We start from the raw sequence: 20,498 nt of genomic DNA, 5'->3' as shown, positions 1-20,498 counted from the left end.
AGTTCTCCTGATTTAGATCCCGAGGCCGCGCTCGCGGCCCAGCGTCCAGTCGATGCCCCCGCCGGCGCGGACGACGCCCGACACCTGTCGGCCGAGTTGCTGTTCGAGGGTGCTGGCCCACGGCACGAGCCGGAAGCCGAGCCCGTCGTCGATCATGGCGAAGCGGCCTGACGCGAGCGCGAGGCGCTGGCGCACGGTGCCGGCGATCTTCTCGCCGGACGCGGCGGGGCGATAGGCAAGGCCGGTCTCCCCCGCGATCTTCGCCCCAACCGCGTCCAGCTCGCGCTTGCGGAGCGTGTCGAGCATCCCGCGCTCGAACACCGTCCGCTCGCCGAACCTGCGCGCCAGCCCTTCCTTGACGAGATGGTCGGTGCGCGCATCCATCGCACGGCGCACCTCCGCGCCGAACCCGCCGTCTGCGACGCGCGCGCCGCGCTCGATCAGCCTGTGGTCTAGCCAGGTCGCGCCGGGCGCTTTCACCTGCGCGGCAAGGTCTATGTCCGACCGCGTGGCTAGCACCAGCGTCGGCTTCTCCTCGCCGGGCCGGCCGACGCCGCGCAACTCGACGATGCCGCCGAGCTTGGGGCTATGCTCCAGCGCCTCGACGCCCGGCAGGCGAACATGGTGGGTGCGCCCGTCCGTGCCGTCGATCACGGCATAGGCGGTGCCGGTCAGCTCGTCGTGCAACCCCTTGTCGATCAGCCTGCCGGCGATCGGCTTCTCGGGCGCACTGGTGACGACGGCGTAGCTGTCGAGCGGCCGGGCCTGCCCCCGATCCTTGAGCGCCGCGCCGATCGTGCGGATGATGTCGCCGCGCGCGCCCAGCTCGCGCAGCTTCGCCGCCGCACCTTCCGCGACCGCCCACTGGCCGGTATCCCCTTCGGCTGCGAGCCCCATCGTCTCCAGGTGCTGCAAGCGCCCGACCATCAAACGGCGGAGCCGCTGATCGTCCGGGCCGGGGCGCTCGGGGCGTAGGTCGATCACGCCCAGCTCGTCGGCGGAACGCTGGATCTCGGTATCGAGCCGGGTCCAGCGTTCCGCCGTCAGCTCACGGTCGAGCGCGCGCTGCACCTCAAGTTCGGGCTTCGGCCCAAGCTCGGCGAAGGCCAAATCTTGCGCGCGCGAGCGGAGATTGTGGCTGATGTATTCGCGGGAGATGACGAGATCGGCGCCCTGATCGGTAACGCCGCGCACAAGCAGATGGACGTGCGGATTGTCGGTGTTCCAGTGGTCGACCGCGACCCAATCGAGCCGCGTGCCCAGGTCGGCCTCCATCTGCCGCATCAGGTCGCGGGTGTATTCGCGTAGGTCGGTCAGCTCGGCGGCGTCCTCGGGCGACACGATGACCCGGAAATGGTGCCGGTCATCCTTGCACCGCGCGGTGAAACCGCGATCGTCGGCGTTGTCGCCGGCCGCGTCGAACATGCGCGTCGGCGAGCCGTCGCGGGTGACGCCTTCGCGCTTCAAATAAGAGACGTGCGCGGACAGCGGCGCCGAGCGCCGGCCACCCCGGCTTCGGGTGGTCACGGGCAGCATCTTGACCATTACGCGGCGGCCCGAGCCGAACAGGCGGCTGCGGGCGAACGCCGTGCGTCCCCGACCGAAGGTGGATTGCGCGCCACGGCGCGCTCCGCTGGCGCCGCCTCGCCGGCCGCCGCTATGGATCGCGGCGACCCGCAACACCTCGGCGACCAGGCCGCGCGCATTGCGGCCCTGCGCCTTGCTGCGCTTGGCCTTGCCCGGCCGGACTCGGAACTCGCTGTCCTCGCTCACGGGCGGGCCGCTTTCGGCCGAAAATGGCCTGTGGTGCCATTCGAGGCATTGTTTTTGCTGTCTTTTCTCTTCCGCGCGGCACGCGCGCCGTCCGACGCCCCCGCGTGAAGCCACGGAAAAGCCACGGCTTTTCGGCTGAACGGGGCACTGCTTATATCTTGCAATCGTCTTCTCAGGCACTTTTCTCCCTGATCCGTCCTGATTTCCATCCGGACTACCCCTCTGATCGCTGCGGCTATCATTGCGGTCGACCCGCGCCAGCGCGAGGAACGAAGATGCTGTCGATCGGCGTTGCGGCAGGCGGATTGGGTGAAGACAATTGGCCGACTGCGGACTGAGCGGTGGGTCTATCGGCCGCGGCGATCTCGTCCTTGGGTCGCGCCAAGTCAGCTTCTGTTGTGGCCGCGGATGTGTGGACGAACAGCGCCGAACGACGCCAGGCGAAGCGATCAGGCGGTGCGACGACAGCCACTTCGACGACGCTATCGTTGCCGGTGATTGACCCAAGCCGCGCCAGATAGGCGACTGTTTCGGCGGGCAGCGGACGGCCACGCGAAAGGTAGTCGTCGTAGCGTCCCGGTCCGGCATTGTACGCCGCCAGCATTGCGCTCGCATTGCCGTATCGGTCGTGCATTTCGCGCAGATAGGCAGCGCCCGCCGTGATGTTGTCGCGCACATCGAAAGGATCGGCTCCGAGACCATGGCGCGCACGAAGCTGTGCCCAGGTTCTGGGCATAATCTGCATCAGGCCCATAGCCCCCGCGCGCGAAACTGCACGGGGATTGCCAGCACTTTCGACCCGCATCACAGCCCAGATCCAAGCCTCGGGAATGCCGAACCGCCGCGCCGCGTCAGCGACATGCGGCGCATATGGATGAGTAACGGCGGACGGCGCAGGCGGCTGGTTGGTTTCCTGCGCCAACGCCGGTGCCTGGCTGATCGGCAACGCGGCCAGCAGTGCGGCGGCGCCGAGCGATGCGGCACGCAAACGCAGGTTCAAAGGCCTATGGATTGCGGCAGGACGCATCGGCTCAGTCCTGCTCACGGGCGGTGCGCGGGCGGTTCCAGCTCAGCGACCACGACGCCGGATCGTTGGCATTCTGGAACAGTGCCGCGCGGATCGGCTGCGGAAAGCTGGGATCGTCGATGCGCAGCGAGACGTAATCACCGGCCCGCTCGCCGCTCTCGTTCCAGCCCGCACCCACTTCCGGCCCTTCGCCGTCATTGCCGCGATGGACACGCCAATCTGGTGATTTGTCGGCACCGCCGGGTTCAACCAGGATGAGCGAGATGCGGATATCGAGCGTCGCCGTTTCGATCACGCCTTCGAAGCCTTTGTCAGTGCGGATGAAGCTGCCGATCTGCATGAGAAAGTTCCTTTCGATTGAAGTGGGCGCGAGGTCAGCGCCAAGTCAGTGGCGCGTCGGGCCTGGCTCGAGTGAGGATCGGGATGGCGCGGCCGAGCACGGTTGCTGTCGGCAGAGGGCCGAAGTAGCGGCCGTCGAGGCTGTCGGGATGCGCGGGGTTGAGAAGCAACAGCTCGTCGGCTTCAAGCGTCCGGCAGCCGCGCCAGACGGGAAGCGGACGTGCAAGCCGGTCGTGTGTCAGTGCAAGCGTGACCGGCTGTCCGTCGACGGTCACCGTGCCGCCGATCCGGCAGACGCGCTGCCCTGCCTTGGCAGCGACATGCTTCAACAGCGGCACGTTTTCGCCGAGATATCCGCGCGCCGCCATCCAGCGGCCAATTCGCTGCGGCGGTGCGACGGCGACCAGCGCTCCGAGCGGCGGATCGGTGTCGGGCAGTATACTATAAAGCCCGATCGGCGCGCTCGCACTGGCGTTCCAGACGACGCGCGGCAGCGGATCGGTAACCGCAATTGCTGCGAATGACAGGGCGAACGAAGCAGCCGCAACCGCCGTCGCGCGGGCATAGAAACGGCGGGTCATCCTTCGATCTCCCGACGCTTGAGCCACGCACGATGGCGCTCCATCGTGTACGCACGCGGCTGATGTCCGGCGGCAATGCGGTTGTGGACGTGCCGCCAATGGTCGGGCGCGGCGTCGCAGGGATCGACGCCTGCGGTGTCCACAACCTCGATATGGCCGAGCACCTGGGAGACCTTTGGCCAGCCCTCTATGGTGAGCAGGATTTCGCCGCCGGGCTGCACGGATGGTAGCGTCGTGAATGGTTCACCGGCACCGACCGCGCGCACGATGTCGATACGCGAGCTGACTGTGCCATAGTCGTTGGCGGTCCAGCGCACGAATGCGAAGACGGCGCCGGGACGGAAGCTGACGATGCGGCGACGACGATCGACGATCTCGTCCTTGGCGATCCGACCGAAGCGTATCCAATGCTCAACCCGCTTCTCGATCCACGTCAGTTGAACGTGGGTCATGCTGTCAGGACGCGGCGCGCCGTGTCCATTATGTGTGGGCGAGACGGTCATTGCCGACTCCGCGCGAAGGGCGAGTTGGCGCGCGGAAGCAGGTCGTTCTGGCCCGGCTCGCTGGTTGAATTCTTGGTGCCGAGATCGGCCCAGGCCTGAAGGTCGTCGACCGAATAGACCACCCTCCCGCCGATGCGGCGATAGGTTGGCCCGGTCCCGAAATAGCGGTGCTTTTCCAGGGTCCGTCCGGATAGCCCCAAGAAGCGGGCAGCTTCCGGTGTCCGCAGATAGCGGGGCGGCAGATTATGCGTCGTATCAGGCAAGGTCGGACTCCTGCGGTCGGGGGTGGCAGGAGGCGAAAATGACGAAGCGCGCCCGGAGAGGTGGAGTATGAAGATTTGTGATCGCGGGGATGTGACCACCCCTGCCCGAGACCCGCGAAAGCCGGTTCAGCGGATACGCAGCAGCTTGCGATAGTCGCCGTTCATCAGCGCTGTGGCGTCGCGGACGAGCCGGATTGCGAACGACCGCCCAGCCGATGTCTTCCATTCGGTCGCTGGCAGTTCGGCGTCATCTTCGCGGCCCATAGCGGCGGCAATCTGGCGATAGCTCGCCCCTGACATGCGCAAATCGAGCGCCTGAAGCATCATGGCCAGGCGTGCTTGCCGGTAGCGGGTAAGCGGCCATCCGCGTGCTGGCGGCCCCGATTGCTTGCCGAACAATCGGCGATGGAAGCGCAGCAGGCTCGTCACCCGCGTCGTGAAATCCTTGTCGAGTGGGATGATCGCCGCCAGCGGCTGACCAGGCGTCGGATCGCGCAGCCAGAGCGAATGTGCGCCGTCCCGGTCAGCCACCACGACGTGCCGGCCCTCGACCCCGGCCTGATCGGCTAGCAGCGCGCCCAGCTTCAGCGGATCAACAGCTTTGGCATTGCCAAATCCGTCCGGCGCAGCATCAAGAATGACGGTGACGGCGGTCAGCTCGGGCCGCCAGATCACTGTGTCGGCAAGCTCGGCCGGCGCATAGGCGAAAGGACAACCCCCAGCGCCGCGCGAATGCGGCTTCAGCGGCTTGGCGTGAAATTCCACTTCGCGCGATCCGCTGCTCCATCTGCGCATGTTCGGCGCGGTAGCTGCGGTTGCGCTTCAGAAATTCGGCGGCGAGTTCGGCGCGACCGAGCGTCTCGGCCGCCTTCTCACTGCCATTGGTACGCTTGTTCGACGACCCAGGCATGACAGTCTCCTGGCCGCGACCATCGCGGCCCGCGGACCAGAGCGTGGCAATGCGTTTGCGTATCGAAAAGCGTCAAAGCTGCATGCTGCCATGCACGCGATGCGCTGACGTTTCGCCAAAATGGATTGTAACGTTAATGCTTTAGCTCGCCCTCACGTGCCAGTAGATGGGCGTATCCGACCTCGGTCATCCACCGCGCGCGGGCCAGGTGACTGGCGTGCATCCGCTCGGCGCGCTCGGGTTCGAGGCCTGGATCGATGTCGAAAATGACTGCGGCCGCCTCTCGCCAATCGGCTCCGTCGGCGTCAGCGTCGAGCAATCGCAGATAGTCTGTGAGGTGCGCCTCGTCATAGGGCGTGATCGCCGGAAGCTCAGGCGCAACGTCGTCGAAGCGGCAGCTCATGGCAACGAATTCCCCCTCTTGCCCGCGACTGCAATAACAGAACTACCGCCGGAAAATACTTGCAAGTCATGCATAGCTGAACGCACCTTTTGCAGCGTCAAGATCAAAATCCGGACGGCGCTCCTTTGGTGCGAAGCCGAACGCGGTGTCAATTTGCCAGTGCATTTCACCGACATGACCTCCTTAGATTCTCTTTGTAGAGAATACTCCGTGGTTGAATCCTCTGCAATGATTGCCTTTCGTATCCATGGAAATACGAGAGGTTTTGGCCGCAAACTTGCGCCGCGCTCGCCGAGTCGCTGGCCTGTCGCAGGAAGAGTTGGCGCATCGGGCGGAAATCGACCGAACCTACATCAGCGCGCTCGAACGGTGCGTTTATTCGGCGGGGATCGACGTGGTCGACCGACTGGCACGCGAACTGGGGCTTGAAGCTGCCGACTTGCTTCGCCGGCCCGATCGTGACGGGGAATAACGCCCGTCGCGGTTTGATCCGATGTGCGCCCTTCAGAAAGCGAAGAGCCCCGCCCGGTGGACCGGGCGGGGCGTATGGCCGGATCAACCGTCGCTGCGGCGACCGTTTGGGCGCGACCAGATGAGGCTGAAGGTCTCGCCGCCCTCATCATCGAAGAGGTTGGCGTAGATCGGGGCGTTGAAGCTGGGATCGTCGAGCTTGACTGCGAGATAGTCGCGGCCTTCGTTCGAGGTCTTGCTCCAGGCGGCACCGATCTCGGCGCGGTTGACCAGAACCCGGTGCGATGGCGCGTTGTCGTTGGTGCGGGTGTCCTGCGGGATGATGCGGACGCCCTTGGCCTGAACCGAGAGGGTGACGATTTCGCCGGTGTATTCGCCGGAAGCCGTCTTCTTGAAGGTGCCGATGGTTGCCATGATGAAGTTCCTTTCCTTGGATCGAACCGCCCGATTGCGGTCTCGATGGGTGATCCAAAGGCCGGGACGGACGCCGCCGCACCGCTTGCGGCCGCAGCATCAGCGGAGGGCGGTGGGTGGCGAGTTTCTTGTCTCGCGAGGAATGACCGAAGGTCAGGGGAAGAAAGTTGCAAGCCCGCCGTTGCGGCTAGGTGGACGAGGCGAAGCCGGTCCTGGCCAGATCAAACCCGTGAAGAGATCGCTTTTAGGTGGGACGCCAAAAGAGAGATTAATGCTGGAAAACACTGCGCAAAAGCAGCGGCTCGGATATCCACCATTCGATCACATTGATCGCCAAGCCGACGCGTAATGGTGAACTTCGCGGGCAACCGAGATGACGTCATCAGATCGGCCAATCTGTCATTTAGACAAGTAACAAGACACCGATCCGAGCTGAGGTTGGAAACACCAATGTCTATTAAGAGCATGCGAAGGTCGTCGTCGCCCCGTCTACGGGCGGCACACCACATATCCCCGGACGCCCATCTCAACACAGGCCGAGAAGTAGCTCATCAATAGCCAATAAAGTTGGACGAAGTGTGGTGTAGGCGCTGTGCCCTGCGCGACTGCGGCCAGGACGCCTTCGACCTGCGCGCGGCTGAGCGAGGACGTCACGATGAACACCCGCTGGAGCACATCCGGAGCGGCGCGCACCGCGTCGAGCTTCCCAGAAATCTCATTCGGGGTACCACCGCGGATTATTCGGGCAATGTCGGTTTGGACGCCGTTGTTGCGATACCGGTCGTCCCAGCCAGCCAACTTGTTGGGGAGCATATCGGCGGGCAGGCTCATCCGGCCAAGGTTCTTAATCGCTTGGCCGACCGATTCGTGAAAGGCCGACGCGCTGAGCGACTGGTTGCCGTGCTTCGCATGGTAGAAGCTGATCATGGTTGGGTTGCTTTGCGTACTGACCCCAATAAAGTCTGCCCATTCGTCACCGAGATCATCGCAGAGCAGCACGTCGTCCCCGTCCGCGATCGTATCGACCACCGAGCGGAACACGCAGCCTTGCGCAAACTCGACTTGACCAACCTCGAACGCGCCCTTTTCGCTGGTGGTTTGGGCAAGCGATGCGTCGACCCGGAGATGCGCGAGCAGCGAGGTCGCGCCGCCAGCCAGCGCCTCGTCTCGGAAAAGTGCTCCGTCGATATAAGCAAGGGCAAGGTCGCTGAAGAGGACCGTGAACAGATTTTCCCGGTCAAGGTATCGCGATAGCGGCACTGCATCAGCGTCCTCGCCAAGGGGCTGGCTACGCCTCTCTACTGAGATGTCGGCGATCAATGGGAGATCGAGGCCCCGTAACGCGATCCGCGTTGCGCCAATACGCAGCGAGGCAATCGGAGTGTGTCCATCGTCGTCGCGGACCTCGTAAATGCTGCGACGGCGGACCACCGGAAAAGCTGGTTCAAGCGTCGCTAGTACGGCTCCGGCTTCGGGCTGTGGCAATTCCTCAACCCCATTCGCGCTTTCACGGATCAGGCGGATCCCGTTCTCGGCGGTGTATAGTGCGTCGGCCAGGCCTATCGTGTCGATACCTACAAATGTCGGTCGGACATCGGTCGGCAGCGCGGTCAGTTCAATAGGGCGCGCAAAATTGCGGATAAAACCAGCAACTACTCCGGCGTCGGCTTGGAGCAGCTCCGAAATCTGGACGGCCCAGGCGACGGTCTCTTCAACTCCGGCGCGATCGGCGCGCAGTGAAATCCGGCCGGTGGTCGGTGTGGCAGAATACACGCCGTCGTCACGCCGGACGCTATAGGCCTGGGGAATGAAGCGGCTAGCACTGCTGGTCGCTACTGCGTTCTCGAGGTCGCGCGCCTCTAGCGATTTTGACCGCAAGGCAAGCGGCGAAATCGACATGTTGCGCAGACGAAGCTTTTCGAACACCGCGTCCTGCCTGGCGATTGCGCGCTCGATCCGCTCATTGGCGATCTTGCCGAGATAGGCGGTCTTGAACGCCGAGGGCAGGTCGAGACCGGATTTGAACACGGCAATGTACGGGCCATGCTCGACGATTAGCGCAAAGCCATATACCCGCTCGACAACATTGGCTTCCGGGGCAAGGAACGACACATCGCGTTCGTGCGAGAAGCAGATTGCCGAATAACGGGCGTCGCCGAGCGCGACCCGATCGGCTCGGAAAAGATTGCGCGAGGGTTGGCGCGCCTGTGCGCGCATTGTTGTGAAGAGCCGGTTGATTGCATCGTTCGATAACCGGCGCCTGCGCTGGTGGAAAAATCCCGATTGCGCAATTTCAAGATGGTCGATCATGTGCCACTTCCAGTCGGAGCGGGTGAGGTTGGAGCTGGTGGCGCAGTCGTGAAATCGGCGGGCAGGTTGACCGGCTTGTAGCCCATGGCCATCCGCTCGATCACTGAATAATGAACCAAAGCGCCGTCAGGAATTCTGCGTGGCTCCGCGCGAGGAAGGTAATAGCCGCCAGTTACTGCCCTTTCGGGGAAGCGTTTCCATCTGCGATTCTTAGGAAGATATTCAAGCGGCCACCAAGCGGCGGTCATGGAGTTATGGATCGGGCCGTTCGCATCCGGCGCGACATACATCCTCTTGCCGCCAGGCAGGGGGGCGCCTTCGGCAAGGTGATCGAACATGGACTCATCGAGTTCAAGGCCGTGCCTTTGGGCTTCCCGGGCCATCCAGATGAGGGGAAACTTGGCGATCTGGCTTTCGGTCTCGGCCCAGCCGCCGCCGACATCACAGTGATCCCCGGCGAACCAGACGGTTTGCTGGTCCTGCACGCCCTCGGCGGCAGCGAACGGATCGGGTTTGAAGTTCTGGCTCGGCGTCCAATTGTAGAGCCGGAACATCCTGCGACGTTCATCGATCGCCGCTGCCTGCCGGAAGACGCGGACACTTGGATTAGACTTGGTGTAAGGCAGGAAGGATTGGCTAGGAAGGCGCAGCAATCCTGGGCGCACGAACACCGAGGCGACCGTGTCCCAGACCCCCAGGAAATGGATCGGCACTCGGCGTCCGCCAATTACGCGGCGAAACTGCCAAGCAATGTCGAGCCGGTCTTCCCGATCAGAACGTTTATAGGCTTTGAGCGCGTATTCAGCGAGATTGCGCTGATCGGGATCGACCAAACCGACCAAATGGATCAGCCCGGCGACCGCACGGGCGGTATAGGCGCCGCGGCTGAAGCCAAAGAGGAAGATCCGATCGCCTTCCTGATATGTGTCGATCAAATAGCAATAGGCAGCGAGGATATTGGCGTCGAGGCCCCAACCGGTCGCGAGGCCAAAGGCCGCGATCGCGCTTTGCGTGGCAGGGCTCCAATCGGTGGTCAGCGGCACAGTGCCGATTCCGGGATGATAAAAAACGCGCTGATTGTCGCTGCGTTCTGCGCAGCGATACAGCTTCACGACATTGGTCAGGTTGTCCTTGACCTCGTTACTGGTGCCATCGAGCAGCAGGATGAGATTACGCGGCATGGGCGCTGCTAATCGGCCAGCCAGCGGGCATAGGCTTCGATATCGATCATCGGCACCGTACCACTGAATTGCAGCATAGCGATGAGCTTGAACAGAAAGGCAGTGGCAGGCTTCCCCGCTTCGACCAATTCGAAATGGTCATCGCGACGGAACATGTGGCCATGGGCAGCGACGCAGCCAATATCGAGCACACCTTCGTCAAGATTGGCGGTCAGGGCTTTGCGTAACGGTTCGCCGAGCGGCGGTGACCACTCGCTCTCAAAGCTCAATATGCCGCCAAGAACGCGTATTGGCGGCTTGGGAGCGTAGGTGCCACCCGCGTGCGGGATCGGCAGACTTGTGCGATCTAGCCTACGCACGCTAGCGACCTTTTCCTGCGCATAGGAAATCATGCCCGCATCAAGGGTCTGCTTTGCCTCGAAGACCGCATAAATACTCTCGGCGGGTACTACTGTCTGTCCCTCGATCTTGAAGATGAACGGCGTGTACTGGCGATCGAACACCACAAGGTCGATCTGTTGGCTGAAATTTCCATGGCTATCCACAACGAAGGCCTTGGCGACCTGATAGCGTTGCGGGAGGTAGGTCCCGAGCAGATCCAGCCAAACATTCTCGCTACCATCTCCCTTGGTGCCGGGATGGGCAAGTGTTGCCCGTACCGAACGCAGCCGGTGCTGGATGTCCTCGTGCAGCGTGGCGAGGATGGTCGAGAGGGACCAATCGCTCATGACAGCGGAAACTTCGGGCCGAACAAAGCGCGCCACGCCTTGAGCGCCTCGCCATTCCGCCCGCGCCGGGCATGGTCAATCGCCGCACTCGCTTCCTTGCTCGCCGCCTGAAGCAGCGTGCGTGCGCGCGCCTTGCGCGCCGCGTCCATCCCGTTGCTGACCGGCGGACCCAACCCTGCGGGATCGGGCCATTGGTCAAGGATCCTGTCGGCCAACGTGGCGAAGAAGGACTGAATCTCGTAATCGAAGCGGCCATGCCAGCCCCCGTAAAGGCATTCGAGTGCCATCACCTCGATGAGGAAGGACGGCTTGACCGGCTTCTCGCCATGCCGGCGATTGTTGTTCCAATATTTGACCATGCGGACCAACCCCTTCCACTCGCTGGAAAAGGCCTGGTGCGCCGCTGTTGCCTTGTCGGCATGGATTTCGGGATTGGTCTTAATCCATTCACCCAAGTCGCGATCAGGAATTTCGTAGTTGTCGCCATCGGCAAAGGCCGGGACGACGTCGATGCTCAGCACCTGATAGTCGGTGTTGTCATCCTGGTCGGGCACGACCCCGAACGAGACGCAAACTGATCGCCCCTGCTTGCGGACCGCGGTCTCGCCATATTTATCGATAAGTGCAGCGTGAAAATCGTCGATGACGGTGTCGGGACTCTTGTCGCGGTAGTCTCGCTCTGCCTCGCCAAGCACGAAGAAGATATCGATATCCTTGAGTGGCTTGGTCTTGGTCCAGCGCTTGTATGATCCCGTGAGGAAATCGCGGTCGATTGTGAAGCGCGTACGTAGGAACTCGCGCACTTCGGTGTGCCGCTTGCTCGCGTCGGCCTGCTCCTTTGTATTAAGCTCGAGCCGGCTCTTGAACTTGCGAAATGCCTCGTCGACGGTGAGCGTCATGCACGCCTCCAATATGCGGCGCTGGCTCCCAACCCGCTATGTTCGATAGTGGTGCCAAGCGCATGGCGGGCAAAGCCGTCGGTCGAGCGACCGGTGCCATCGCTCCACCCCATCACCGATGGATGCCCCGGCTTCACCCTGAGGAGCATGTCGTATTTGGCTTCGGACGGCGCGATTCCGGCCTTGTGGATCGCGTAGCGGAGCTGGTCGGTGTCGGTGTAGAAATTGCCGTCGCCGCTAGACCATTCATACGCAATGTCGATGTCCCAACGAATGATCAGGGCGTTGGTTCGCGGGTGGAATATCTCGAGGACGACGCAGGTCAGATGGCCCGACTCGAGCCATTCCTTGATGCCGCGGCGATGCAGCTCCCAATTATCGACGAACTTCGTTGGATCGAGTCCGGACAGCCGGATGATATCCTTGAAGCTCTTCAGGATGTTGTCTGCCACATAGGTAGTGGAGTGCGTGTAGGAATAGGCTGAAACCGTCGTCATGATCCTAGGAACCCCGCTGGATCGAAGGTGAGGCCAGCCGCCGCGTCACTTTTGGTTCCCGCATCAGCGGAGAGACCGTCGGAGACGTCGCGGGCGGTGATGCGCTTGCTGTGGCGCGCCAGCGCGGACTGAACCCAGCCAAGATCGTCGGTGAGGCAAGGCAACGAGATCGCCCAGTCACCCTTCAGGGGGTCATAACCCAGAACATCTTCGTTGCTGTCAGACCCCTCGACGGCATCTTCGTCGTAGAGGCAATAGATCCGCGTGCGCGGGCCGTCGCAGCTCACGACGATCGGCACATCCCGGGGAGCCTGATCAGAAATCGTGCTTGCGGCGGTTCCCGCCACCGCGATCAGTTCCTCGCGGTCTGCGACAGGGCATGCCCTGGTCAGGAGATCGACGATCGCCGTCCATGTCTCGTGCGCGTCGCGCGCGGGACTACTGGCGAAAGTACGGCGGAATACGGTGCTCATCTTGCAGCACTCCACTCAGTCGTACCGCGCCCCTTGCTGGCCGCCTTTGCGGCGGCGAGCAGTTGCGTCACGTTCAGGCGTTCAGGGTGCATGGCGATCTCGGGGGACGCGGCAAAGGCGTTGGCAACCATCTTGCGAATTGCGCGGCCGTCGAGACCTACGCTCGCAGCAGCGCATGCCGAAAAGTCGCGATGTAAGGCGAGTTCACCGATCGCGGGGTAAATCTTTGCCAGTCCGTTGAGACAGTCGCGCAGGATGAGTTCGCACGCATGTTTATCGGGCAACGGAATTTCGAGCACCAGGTCGCAGCGCGAGGTGAAGGCGCTGTCGATTGCTTGCGGGAAATTGCTCGTCGCTATGAAAAGTAGATTGTTGTGGCGCTCGGCGAGCGCGTCTAATTGGACGAGAACAGCGTCGGTCGCGCGATGCACATCGACCGGATTGGCATCCATGCTAAGTTTGGACCGGTCAACAGCGAGGGTTTCGACTTCGTCCAGCAGAACGATTGTTGGGCCTTGCATCGCTGCTTCCGAAATCGACTGGGCGAACAATTCGGAAACAGCGCGTTGCGTCTTGCCCATGGCCGAGCTTGTCAGCGTGTGGGGCTCGATTTCGAGCAGCCGGAAGGGCGCGCCCTTGAACGACTCCGCGGTACGATGGGCAAGGCCGCGGGCGAGCGAGGTTTTCCCAGTACCGGGCGGCCCAACCATCAGGATCACCCCATGCAGCGGCAGAACCGTACGCGGCACCTTTGGGCGCATCGTAAAATTCAGCATTGCCTGGGAGAGGAGCTGTTGTTTAATTTCCCGGTCGAGGACGATCGAGTCCCATAGTGCGCCAAGTACGGGGTCAGGTAGCTCGCGACTCGCACTAATCCCCTTAGCGAGATCGGCGTCGTTAGCTGGGGCAGTGCGCATCATCTGGTCCTTCGAGATATTGTGTGATTAAACTGATCGCTGGCAAACGATTTGCATTGGTCGCAATCGACTGAATGTTCGCATCGGTGACCAGCTCGTTTGACGATCCAGCTTTGCGAGTGCGCTGTGCTGCGGATTGCAAATCATACGTCTTCCCTGTCGGATTCGTCCTTACGAGATCGTAAGATATATCGAACATCGCTTGCGGTCAACTGGTCGGACGAAAATGTTCGTTTGACCGAACGAGTCTTGATTCATAAAGGGACAGCGGGATAAAATATTGAGTGGTAGGAGATCAAAACATGTCGTTAGCGACGAAGCTTCAGAAACTTCGCACGGCAAAGCGACAGTCACTTCAGGATGTCGCTGACGCCATCGGGGCATCAAAGGCGCATGTTTGGGAACTGGAAAAGGGCACGGCCAAGAATCCGTCAATTGAGCTCGTCCGGAAGCTAGCTGATCATTTCGGCGTTTCGATTGCCAGCCTGGTCGGAGAAGGTCCAGATGAGGGCAACGACGATGAACAATTGCTCGTAATGTATCGCGACCTGAAAACGCTTGATGCAAAAGAACGCGAGTTGATCGAGGACATCATCAAAGGGATGCAAAAGCGGCGCGACGGGGGGTAGGATGGATATAGACCGAGTCGAACTTGCGGACTGCGGTTCGCCGGAGAAGATCATTGCCGAGATCATGCGGCAAGTGCCTGAAATGCAGATTCCTGTTCCGATTGAGGAACTCGCCGTGGCAGTCGGCATCACCGATATTCATCGCTTGGAAACGGCAAGCTTCGAGGGCGGGCTAGTGACACAGCCTGAACGCGCGAGCGGTGTCATTCTGGTGAACAGCAGAGCTACCGCGCAGCGTCAGCGCTTTACGATCGGGCACGAGCTTGGCCATTATCTGATCATCGCGCACCAGCCCGCATCCACTGGCCAGTTTACGTGCTCGAAAGCAGATATGGCGATCCGTGAGGCGGATCGCGACAATCGTGCGCGGCGGATGGAAATGGAGGCTAATCGGTTCAGCGCGGGCATCCTGATGCCGCTTGCGCGTTTCAAGCCCGACATGCGCAATCTGGGGACACCAGCGCTAGAGCATGTGTTCACGCTGGCTATGCGATACAATATGAGCAAGGAAGCGACCGCTCTCCAATATGTTCTTCATCAAGATGCGGTTTGCGCGGTAATCATCTCAAAGGATGGCGTCGTCCGGCGGATATACAAGCCCAACCGTTTTCCTTTCATCGATGTCCGGGTTGGGACAAGTCTGCCCACGCCTTCGCTCAGCGCGCGCTTGGCCGGTGATCAGCAATCTGATTGGGATGACGTTCACGCCGGGGTGTGGCTGGCGATCGCGAGAGAAGTCCGTCACCATAGCTTGCAGGAACAAGCCTATCGTTTGCACGACGGATGGATAATGACGCTGCTCATTTATGCCGATCAGGACGAAGAAGAGGACAGCGACGGTCAAATTTCAGATGCATATGACGTGTGGGAGAACCCACGTTTTCCATCACGAAGCCGTCGCCGTTAATTGGAGCGGCTACGAGTTCGTTATAACTGGGCCAAACGAAAATGCTTCTATTGCCGACACCGTTTCAAAAACGTTCTAGGCCAAAGGAATGCTTCACGTCGGCTTTTGCTGGGCACGTGAGCATTCCTCTGCGGCTGAAGTCCTGTAAGCAGTTGCCCGCCTAGTACGGATCGTACACCTGAACGATCAGCATCGGATCGCCATCATAATCGGCATCGGTCATGACGGCGTAACCATCGCTGGTCTGGATCAGCACCACGCAGGTCATCAGCGTCTTGGCGAGGCTCCAGGCGAACTTTTGGGCGGTGGGAAGCGACATGATCTTTGCTCCTGTCTCAGGAGCGGGGACCGCCCCCGCTCGACAGGCGCACAGGCGACCGACGCGCGGCCGCGATCACCGGAGGCGGAGCTGAAGGCCGCAAGCTGTGCTTAGCGGACCCCTTGCGGGTTGATCGTCACAAGGCAGCGCATTGGTCAGAGGTAAGCCAGAGAGAGCGGGGCGTTCCCGCTTCGGAAGGGGATGCAGTGTCGGTTTTCCGGCCGGAGTTTTGCTGTCGTGCCACTCACGCTGTTGACCATCGGAGCAGTGCTCCTGCCAGCGATCAGGCAATGCCCATTGATCAGGTCGGCGGCTAACCCTTGCGGAAGTCGAACACGGGGATGCCGAGCTTGCGGGCTTTGTCGGCAAGGTTGTCCTGAATGCCAGTGCCGGGGAACACCACGACCCCAATCGGCAGCACATCGAGCATCGCATCGTTGCGCTTGAACGGTGCCGCCTTGGCGTGCCGAGACCAGTCAGGCTTGAAAGCCACCTGCGTGACTTTGCGATTGTCGGCCCAGCAGGCGGCAATACGCTCAGCACCTGATGGCGCGCCGCCGTGCAGCAGAACCATATTCGGGTGTTTTGCGCGGACCCGGTCCAGTGCCGCCCAGATGGCGTCGGTGTCATTGCAGTCCTTGCCGCCGGTAAATGCGACCTTGGGGCCAGCAGGCAGCATGACCTGGGTTTCGGCTCGGCGGCGGGCGGCAATGAAGTCGCGGCTGTCGACCATGGCTGCGGTCAGCGCGCGGCGGTTGACGAGGCTGCCATGGCGCGGATGCCAAGCCGAACCGGTATGGGTGCGATAGAGATCGCAGGCAGCATCGCGCATCAGTTCATGGGCATTGCGCCGTTCGATCAATGTCAGACCCTGGGCCAACAATCGCTCCAATTCGACCGATGCCACCTCCGAGCCGTCCTGGTCGCGCTGCGATCGGCGCTGTGCCTGCTCATTGTCGTCAAGTTCGCGTTCGACGCGTTCGGCGGCGCGGTGGAACAGATTGACCGTTGACCACAGCAAGTCGTCGAGATCGGGTTCGAGCCGGGTATCGGCTAGCGTACCGATCAGAGCGTCGAAAATGTCGGCAACGGCACCTGCGACACGGTCGCCTTCGGGTAATGGTCGCGGATCGGGTTCGTCGTGGAATGGGCGGAAGCCGTAGAGTTGCAGTTCGTCGAGTAAATGGGCGGTCGGGGATTGCTCCTGGGGTTCGTCGTGCTCGGTCATGACGGGCGCTCCGTTGTCGGACCGCGCCTCTCGCGGCCTTCATGGGCGAGCAAAGAGCGGGGGCGGACCGGGTCGGCACCGATGTGGCCGAAGCGCAGCGGAGGATGGCGAGCACGACTTTCTTGGCGCGCGAGGAGCCGCAGATCCGGGGTCCCCGCGCGGCTTGACGCGTGGGGTGGTCGCGGCGGGGAAGAAAGTCGCGCACAGCCATTGCCGGCCCAGTCGGCTTCCGCTTCTCTCGCCCCTCTCGAAGGCAGAGGCGCGGCTCTGTCCGGAGTGATGGATCATGACGAACATAGCTCGGGCGCAGAGACCTCACCGCCTATGCTCAGCCGATGAACTGTTCGGCATCCTCCGGGGCAAGCTGCACTCGCACCGCTGCCCGCATCTCGTCCCGGCCAAGCCGCTGCAAATCGTCATTGAAGTCACCAAGGGTGGCAGTCAGCATCAACGGCTCGATACCAGCCACGATCGCGCGCTCGGCCAACGTGTCAGCCGCATGTTGTCCAGCGGGATCGTTATCGCGCGCAATGTAGAGGCGGCGCAGCGATGGCGCGATTCGCAACGCGGACAGGTGACCCGCTGAAAGACCGGCGATCATGGGTATGGTCGGCATGATCTGACGGAGCGACAGTGTCGTTTCGATGCCCTCTCCGACGACCAGGACTGATCCGGCCCGACCGAACCGCAAGCCGTTGCCGAGGAGATGACCCATGGCGCGACGCGGAGTAGCAACGGATGCCTTTCCGCTGCCGTTCGGATCGAGCCAGGTGCGGTGGATGCCGGTCAAAGATCCGTCATCACAGCGGATTGCTGCAATCAATGCCGGGAACGCGCTCGGCGTGCCGGGCGGATCGTCTTCGTCGGCGCGATACCAGCAGTTGGGATGGAACCGTAGCGAGCCGCACGCGCGCAGGTCGATGATGCCTCGCTGGCGCAGATACGTCTCGGCAAGCGTGTCATGGATCGGCTGCGATATCGCCCACAGCCGTCGTGCAGCTTCCGGCGATCCGGTCGGTACGGGCGGCAGCGGTTCAAATGCCTTTAGTTCTGGCGGCGGCAGAGCCAGAAAGCGCCGCGCTTCCTCGAGCGTGTCGGCAAGAGATGCAAATCGCTGGTTGGCGGCGATAAGGTCGAGCAGATCGCCATGCTCGCCGGTGGCCGCGTCGGTCCATTTGCCGGCAGCACCCTTGCCGGCGTCGGGTCCGGTCAGTCGCACGAACAGGCTGCGCCCCGGTGTGCCTTCGACATCGCCGATGAGCCAGTAGCGGCCCTGTCGGCGGCCTTGGGGTAGATAGTAGCGGCAGACGCTCTCGGCATTGCGAGCAAGCTGCCGGGCAAGGTCGGATGCATCTGGCATCTGATCCTCCTGAGACAAGAAGAGGGTCCGCCGCGCCCAAGCAATCCCCACGAAGCAGGCTTCGCGGGGACCCCGATGCACGGCGGACCCTCAGTTGCGAGCGGGTCTGGGGAGCGCGACCTACTCGGCGGCGACGGCGAAGGGGGTGTCGCCCTCGGCCTCGGCATTGTCGTCGATCAGCGCTTCGTCCGCCACGGACCGTGCGCCGTCGTCTACCGCCGGCTGCGCTTCGCCAATGGCATCGGCATCGACCATGGCCTCATCAATGGGCGACTCGACCTCGCTTTCGGTCGGCGCTGGCAGTGCGCGACCGGGTGTACGCAGCGGTTCGGGCAACCAGCCGCTGCCTTCGAGCAGCACAGCTGCCCGTGCCGCCATGTCCGGCTTCTTGAGATGCGCGATGCTCTCAGCCACCTGTTCGCCCTTTGCTTCGCCCACTGCCTGAACGATCCGCGCCTTGGTCACGCGGCCAAGGAATGTGTCCGCGGTTGGGGCCCAACCCGCTGCCGCCATGTCTAGATCGACCGCTTGCGCGAGGCTGTCGGCGTGGGCGAGCGCACGCGGCCTGCGGTTGTAAGCCTCGAACGTGGCGTTGACCGTGCAGGCGACGCAGTGGGCGAACAGCGACTTCTGCTGTTCGCCGTCCATGTCGCCAAGGGCATCCCACAGTGCTTCGGGTTGCGCGGGCAGCAGATCGGCAAGCGCCCGGTGCCGCGCATCGATGGCCTGTGCGGACGCCGTGTCGCCAAGCCCAGGTGCCTGCTGGCCAAACCCGACATGCTTGGCGTCGAGTTCGAGGCAGCTGTCTAGCGCATAGCGGTAGAACAACCGCAGCACGATCGCATGGAGGCAGGCGTGGAATGCCACCTCCGGCGACCGGGCCACTGCATCGCGCAGGGCGATCGTGCGGTGCGCGGTCAGTTCGGACATCAGCCGGTCAGGAATCGGGCGGAGGCCTTCATCCTCCTCGGGCTCAGGCGCAACCTCAACATTGCTGTCGATGCCGGCCTGATCGCCGCCATCGTCGGTGCCGTTGTCGGCATGGCCTTGGTCCCCTTCCACAACAGCACCTTGCTCGGGCTCGACGGGCAGTTCGTCCTCGGGCCGAACGAACCCGCGCTCGATCCGCAGGCTACCGTCGGGTGCGATGCTGATGAATGCACCGGCCCGCGCAACCTCATCGGCATCATAGGCCAGCGGCCTCTGATCGAGCGCTTCGATCGCGGTTTCCAGCTCGCCCAGCCGTTCGTCGACCTCGTCGGGCAGCTCGGGCGAGTCCTCGTGCTCGGCAATCAGCCCATCGTATTCGGCCTGGAGCGCATCGCGCGTGGCCTGCTCTTCAGCGGTGATCGCCACCGGCGTGCCCCGGAGCTGGCGAAGGCCATAGGTATGGCCATAGGGAAAGTCGGGCGCTGCATCGATCCAGCGCCAGCCTTCGGCTTGCACCTTCATCGCCTCATCGCGCAGGCGTTCGGAGACCATCAAGTCGACCAGCCCGACATCCTGCAGCCAGCCGCCGTCGTCACCCTGGAACAAGTCGCGCATGACGCCGCCGCCCGCCTCGATATAGGCATCGATGTCGATGAAACGGGCGCGCTTGTCGCAGGCACGCACCGCGCCTTCGGTCAGCATCCGGCGGATCGCGTATGGCTGGCGGTCGTAGGAGCCGGCGAGCCGTTCGAAGACCTGCTCCTGACGCTCATGGTCGCCATTGACCGTGAACGCCATCAGCTGGTCGAGCGTGATCTCATCCTCGGCATAGGCGTCGAGGATCTTCGGCGACACGCTGGCGAGCTTCAGTCGCTGCTTGACCACCGCGACCGACACGAATTGATGCGCCGCAATCTCCTCCTCGGACTGGCCCTTTTCGCGGAGCGCCAGAAATGCACGGAACTGGTCGAGCGGATGCAGCGGTGCGCGCTGGATGTTCTCGGCCAGGCTGTCTTCCTCGGCATCGCCCTCGGTGCGGATAATGCACGGCACCGGCGCGTTGCGCGGCAGCTGCTTGCGCTTCACCAGCAGTTCGAGCGCCCGGTAGCGGCGACCGCCCGATGGCACCTCGAACATGCCGGTCTCGTTGCCATCGGCATCGACGACGGCGCGGACGGTGAGCGACTGCAACAGCGTGCGCCGGGCGATATCCTCGGAAAGGTCCTCGATGCCGACACCTGCCTTGATCCGGCGGACGTTGGACTGCGACAGCACCAGCTTGTCGAACGGGATGTCGCGTGAAACGCTGAGCGCGAGCTTGGGATTGGGATTGGACTTGGGCATGACACTTCTCCGGACGGCCCGGCCGGGAGCCACTCTCCCGACACCTCGAACCGTCACGAAGCGAAGCGCCGCCCTCTTCCTCTGAAGAGAGC

At 62.6% G+C, this 20,498-nt stretch carries 24 protein-coding genes; 3 read left to right on the top strand and 21 right to left on the bottom strand.

Features of this window, described 5'->3' with window-relative positions:
• Positions 1 to 12: 12 nt before the first annotated feature.
• The 9 genes from GGQ90_RS11965 to GGQ90_RS11930 form a co-directional block, all read right to left on the bottom strand.
• On the bottom strand, positions 13 to 1,773 hold the full coding sequence (locus GGQ90_RS11965; RefSeq protein WP_160984544.1) for a DUF3363 domain-containing protein: 1,761 nt from the start codon (positions 1,771 to 1,773) through the stop codon (positions 13 to 15).
• A gap of 238 nt (positions 1,774 to 2,011) precedes the next feature.
• Entirely contained in the window at positions 2,012 to 2,695 is a 684-nt protein-coding gene (locus GGQ90_RS11960) for a lytic transglycosylase domain-containing protein (RefSeq protein WP_246428228.1), read from the bottom strand.
• Positions 2,696 to 2,804: 109 nt separating this feature from the next.
• Positions 2,805 to 3,140: a DUF736 domain-containing protein gene (locus GGQ90_RS11955; RefSeq protein WP_160984546.1), complete on the bottom strand. Its 336-nt coding sequence runs from the start codon at positions 3,138 to 3,140 to the stop codon at positions 2,805 to 2,807.
• 34 nt (positions 3,141 to 3,174) lie between these two features.
• Positions 3,175 to 3,720: a S26 family signal peptidase gene (locus GGQ90_RS11950; protein ID WP_188082359.1), complete on the bottom strand. Its 546-nt coding sequence runs from the start codon at positions 3,718 to 3,720 to the stop codon at positions 3,175 to 3,177.
• Positions 3,717 to 4,223 (bottom strand): DUF2840 domain-containing protein, encoded by a 507-nt coding sequence (locus tag GGQ90_RS11945; protein WP_160984548.1) that lies wholly within the window; start codon positions 4,221 to 4,223, stop codon positions 3,717 to 3,719. Before GGQ90_RS11945 ends, GGQ90_RS11950 begins: the two co-directional genes overlap by 4 nt.
• Positions 4,220 to 4,486 (bottom strand): helix-turn-helix transcriptional regulator, encoded by a 267-nt coding sequence (locus GGQ90_RS11940; protein WP_160984549.1) that lies wholly within the window; start codon positions 4,484 to 4,486, stop codon positions 4,220 to 4,222. The genes GGQ90_RS11945 and GGQ90_RS11940 overlap by 4 nt, the downstream gene beginning before the upstream one ends.
• 126 nt (positions 4,487 to 4,612) lie before the next feature.
• Entirely contained in the window at positions 4,613 to 5,161 is a 549-nt protein-coding gene (locus GGQ90_RS29310) for a DNA -binding domain-containing protein (protein ID WP_202408072.1), read from the bottom strand.
• Positions 5,118 to 5,396 carry a transcriptional regulator domain-containing protein gene (locus GGQ90_RS29305; RefSeq protein WP_160984550.1) on the bottom strand — a complete coding sequence of 93 codons (279 nt, stop codon included), beginning with the start codon at positions 5,394 to 5,396 and terminating at the stop codon, positions 5,118 to 5,120. Before GGQ90_RS29305 ends, GGQ90_RS29310 begins: the two co-directional genes overlap by 44 nt.
• A 133-nt stretch (positions 5,397 to 5,529) precedes the next feature.
• A complete protein-coding gene (locus GGQ90_RS11930) occupies positions 5,530 to 5,799 on the bottom strand; it encodes a DNA -binding domain-containing protein (RefSeq protein WP_160984551.1) in 270 nt (89 codons plus the stop codon).
• Between the two features lie 277 nt (positions 5,800 to 6,076).
• Between GGQ90_RS11930 and GGQ90_RS11925 the strand changes: the two genes are divergently transcribed.
• Entirely contained in the window at positions 6,077 to 6,271 is a 195-nt protein-coding gene (locus GGQ90_RS11925; RefSeq protein ID WP_246428227.1) for a helix-turn-helix domain-containing protein, read from the top strand.
• Positions 6,272 to 6,354: 83 nt separating this feature from the next.
• On the opposite strand, the gene GGQ90_RS11920 is transcribed toward GGQ90_RS11925, so the two are convergent.
• The 8 genes from GGQ90_RS11920 to GGQ90_RS11885 form a co-directional block, all read right to left on the bottom strand.
• A complete protein-coding gene (locus GGQ90_RS11920; RefSeq protein ID WP_160984553.1) occupies positions 6,355 to 6,684 on the bottom strand; it encodes a DUF736 domain-containing protein in 330 nt (109 codons plus the stop codon).
• A gap of 489 nt (positions 6,685 to 7,173) precedes the next feature.
• Positions 7,174 to 8,994, bottom strand: a complete 1,821-nt coding sequence (locus tag GGQ90_RS29005) for a hypothetical protein (protein WP_202408032.1) — start codon at positions 8,992 to 8,994, stop codon at positions 7,174 to 7,176.
• Positions 8,991 to 10,175, bottom strand: coding sequence for a DUF2235 domain-containing protein (locus GGQ90_RS11910; RefSeq protein WP_160984554.1), 1,185 nt, complete (start codon positions 10,173 to 10,175; stop codon positions 8,991 to 8,993). The genes GGQ90_RS29005 and GGQ90_RS11910 overlap by 4 nt, the downstream gene beginning before the upstream one ends.
• A gap of 8 nt (positions 10,176 to 10,183) precedes the next feature.
• Positions 10,184 to 10,903, bottom strand: coding sequence for a DUF6602 domain-containing protein (locus GGQ90_RS11905; protein ID WP_160984857.1), 720 nt, complete (start codon positions 10,901 to 10,903; stop codon positions 10,184 to 10,186).
• Positions 10,900 to 11,802, bottom strand: coding sequence for a CBASS oligonucleotide cyclase (locus tag GGQ90_RS11900; RefSeq protein ID WP_160984555.1), 903 nt, complete (start codon positions 11,800 to 11,802; stop codon positions 10,900 to 10,902). The genes GGQ90_RS11905 and GGQ90_RS11900 overlap by 4 nt, the downstream gene beginning before the upstream one ends.
• Complete coding sequence (locus tag GGQ90_RS11895; RefSeq protein WP_160984556.1) at positions 11,799 to 12,299, bottom strand: HORMA domain containing protein; 501 nt, start codon at positions 12,297 to 12,299, stop codon at positions 11,799 to 11,801. The genes GGQ90_RS11900 and GGQ90_RS11895 overlap by 4 nt, the downstream gene beginning before the upstream one ends.
• Entirely contained in the window at positions 12,296 to 12,772 is a 477-nt protein-coding gene (locus GGQ90_RS11890; RefSeq protein WP_160984557.1) for a hypothetical protein, read from the bottom strand. The genes GGQ90_RS11895 and GGQ90_RS11890 overlap by 4 nt, the downstream gene beginning before the upstream one ends.
• The gene (locus tag GGQ90_RS11885) at positions 12,769 to 13,692 is read right to left on the bottom strand and encodes an AAA family ATPase (protein WP_237449535.1); all 924 of its coding nucleotides are present in this window, start codon (positions 13,690 to 13,692) and stop codon (positions 12,769 to 12,771) included. Before GGQ90_RS11885 ends, GGQ90_RS11890 begins: the two co-directional genes overlap by 4 nt.
• A 299-nt stretch (positions 13,693 to 13,991) precedes the next feature.
• On the opposite strand from GGQ90_RS11885, the gene GGQ90_RS11880 reads away from it, so the two are divergent.
• Positions 13,992 to 14,318 (top strand): helix-turn-helix domain-containing protein, encoded by a 327-nt coding sequence (locus GGQ90_RS11880; RefSeq protein WP_160984558.1) that lies wholly within the window; start codon positions 13,992 to 13,994, stop codon positions 14,316 to 14,318.
• 1 nt (position 14,319) lies between these two features.
• A complete protein-coding gene (locus GGQ90_RS11875; protein WP_160984559.1) occupies positions 14,320 to 15,225 on the top strand; it encodes an ImmA/IrrE family metallo-endopeptidase in 906 nt (301 codons plus the stop codon).
• A gap of 160 nt (positions 15,226 to 15,385) precedes the next feature.
• Here the strand turns inward: GGQ90_RS11875 and GGQ90_RS11870 are convergent, their stop codons facing one another.
• From GGQ90_RS11870 to GGQ90_RS11855, 4 genes are all read right to left on the bottom strand, one after another.
• A complete protein-coding gene (locus GGQ90_RS11870) occupies positions 15,386 to 15,544 on the bottom strand; it encodes a hypothetical protein (protein WP_188082358.1) in 159 nt (52 codons plus the stop codon).
• A gap of 313 nt (positions 15,545 to 15,857) precedes the next feature.
• The gene (locus GGQ90_RS11865) at positions 15,858 to 16,772 is read right to left on the bottom strand and encodes a DUF2493 domain-containing protein (protein WP_160984560.1); all 915 of its coding nucleotides are present in this window, start codon (positions 16,770 to 16,772) and stop codon (positions 15,858 to 15,860) included.
• A 328-nt stretch (positions 16,773 to 17,100) separates the two neighbouring features.
• A complete protein-coding gene (locus GGQ90_RS11860; RefSeq protein ID WP_160984561.1) occupies positions 17,101 to 18,132 on the bottom strand; it encodes a DUF7146 domain-containing protein in 1,032 nt (343 codons plus the stop codon).
• A gap of 120 nt (positions 18,133 to 18,252) precedes the next feature.
• The gene (locus GGQ90_RS11855; RefSeq protein WP_160984562.1) at positions 18,253 to 20,406 is read right to left on the bottom strand and encodes a ParB/RepB/Spo0J family partition protein; all 2,154 of its coding nucleotides are present in this window, start codon (positions 20,404 to 20,406) and stop codon (positions 18,253 to 18,255) included.
• Between the last annotated feature and the right edge of the window lie 92 nt (positions 20,407 to 20,498).

Origin of the sequence: Sphingobium scionense (assembly GCF_014197035.1) — a bacterium.
GTDB lineage: Bacteria > Pseudomonadota > Alphaproteobacteria > Sphingomonadales > Sphingomonadaceae > Sphingobium > Sphingobium scionense.
The sequence above is the reverse complement of the archived record's forward strand: the minus strand, read 5'-3'. Positions and strand labels throughout refer to the sequence as shown.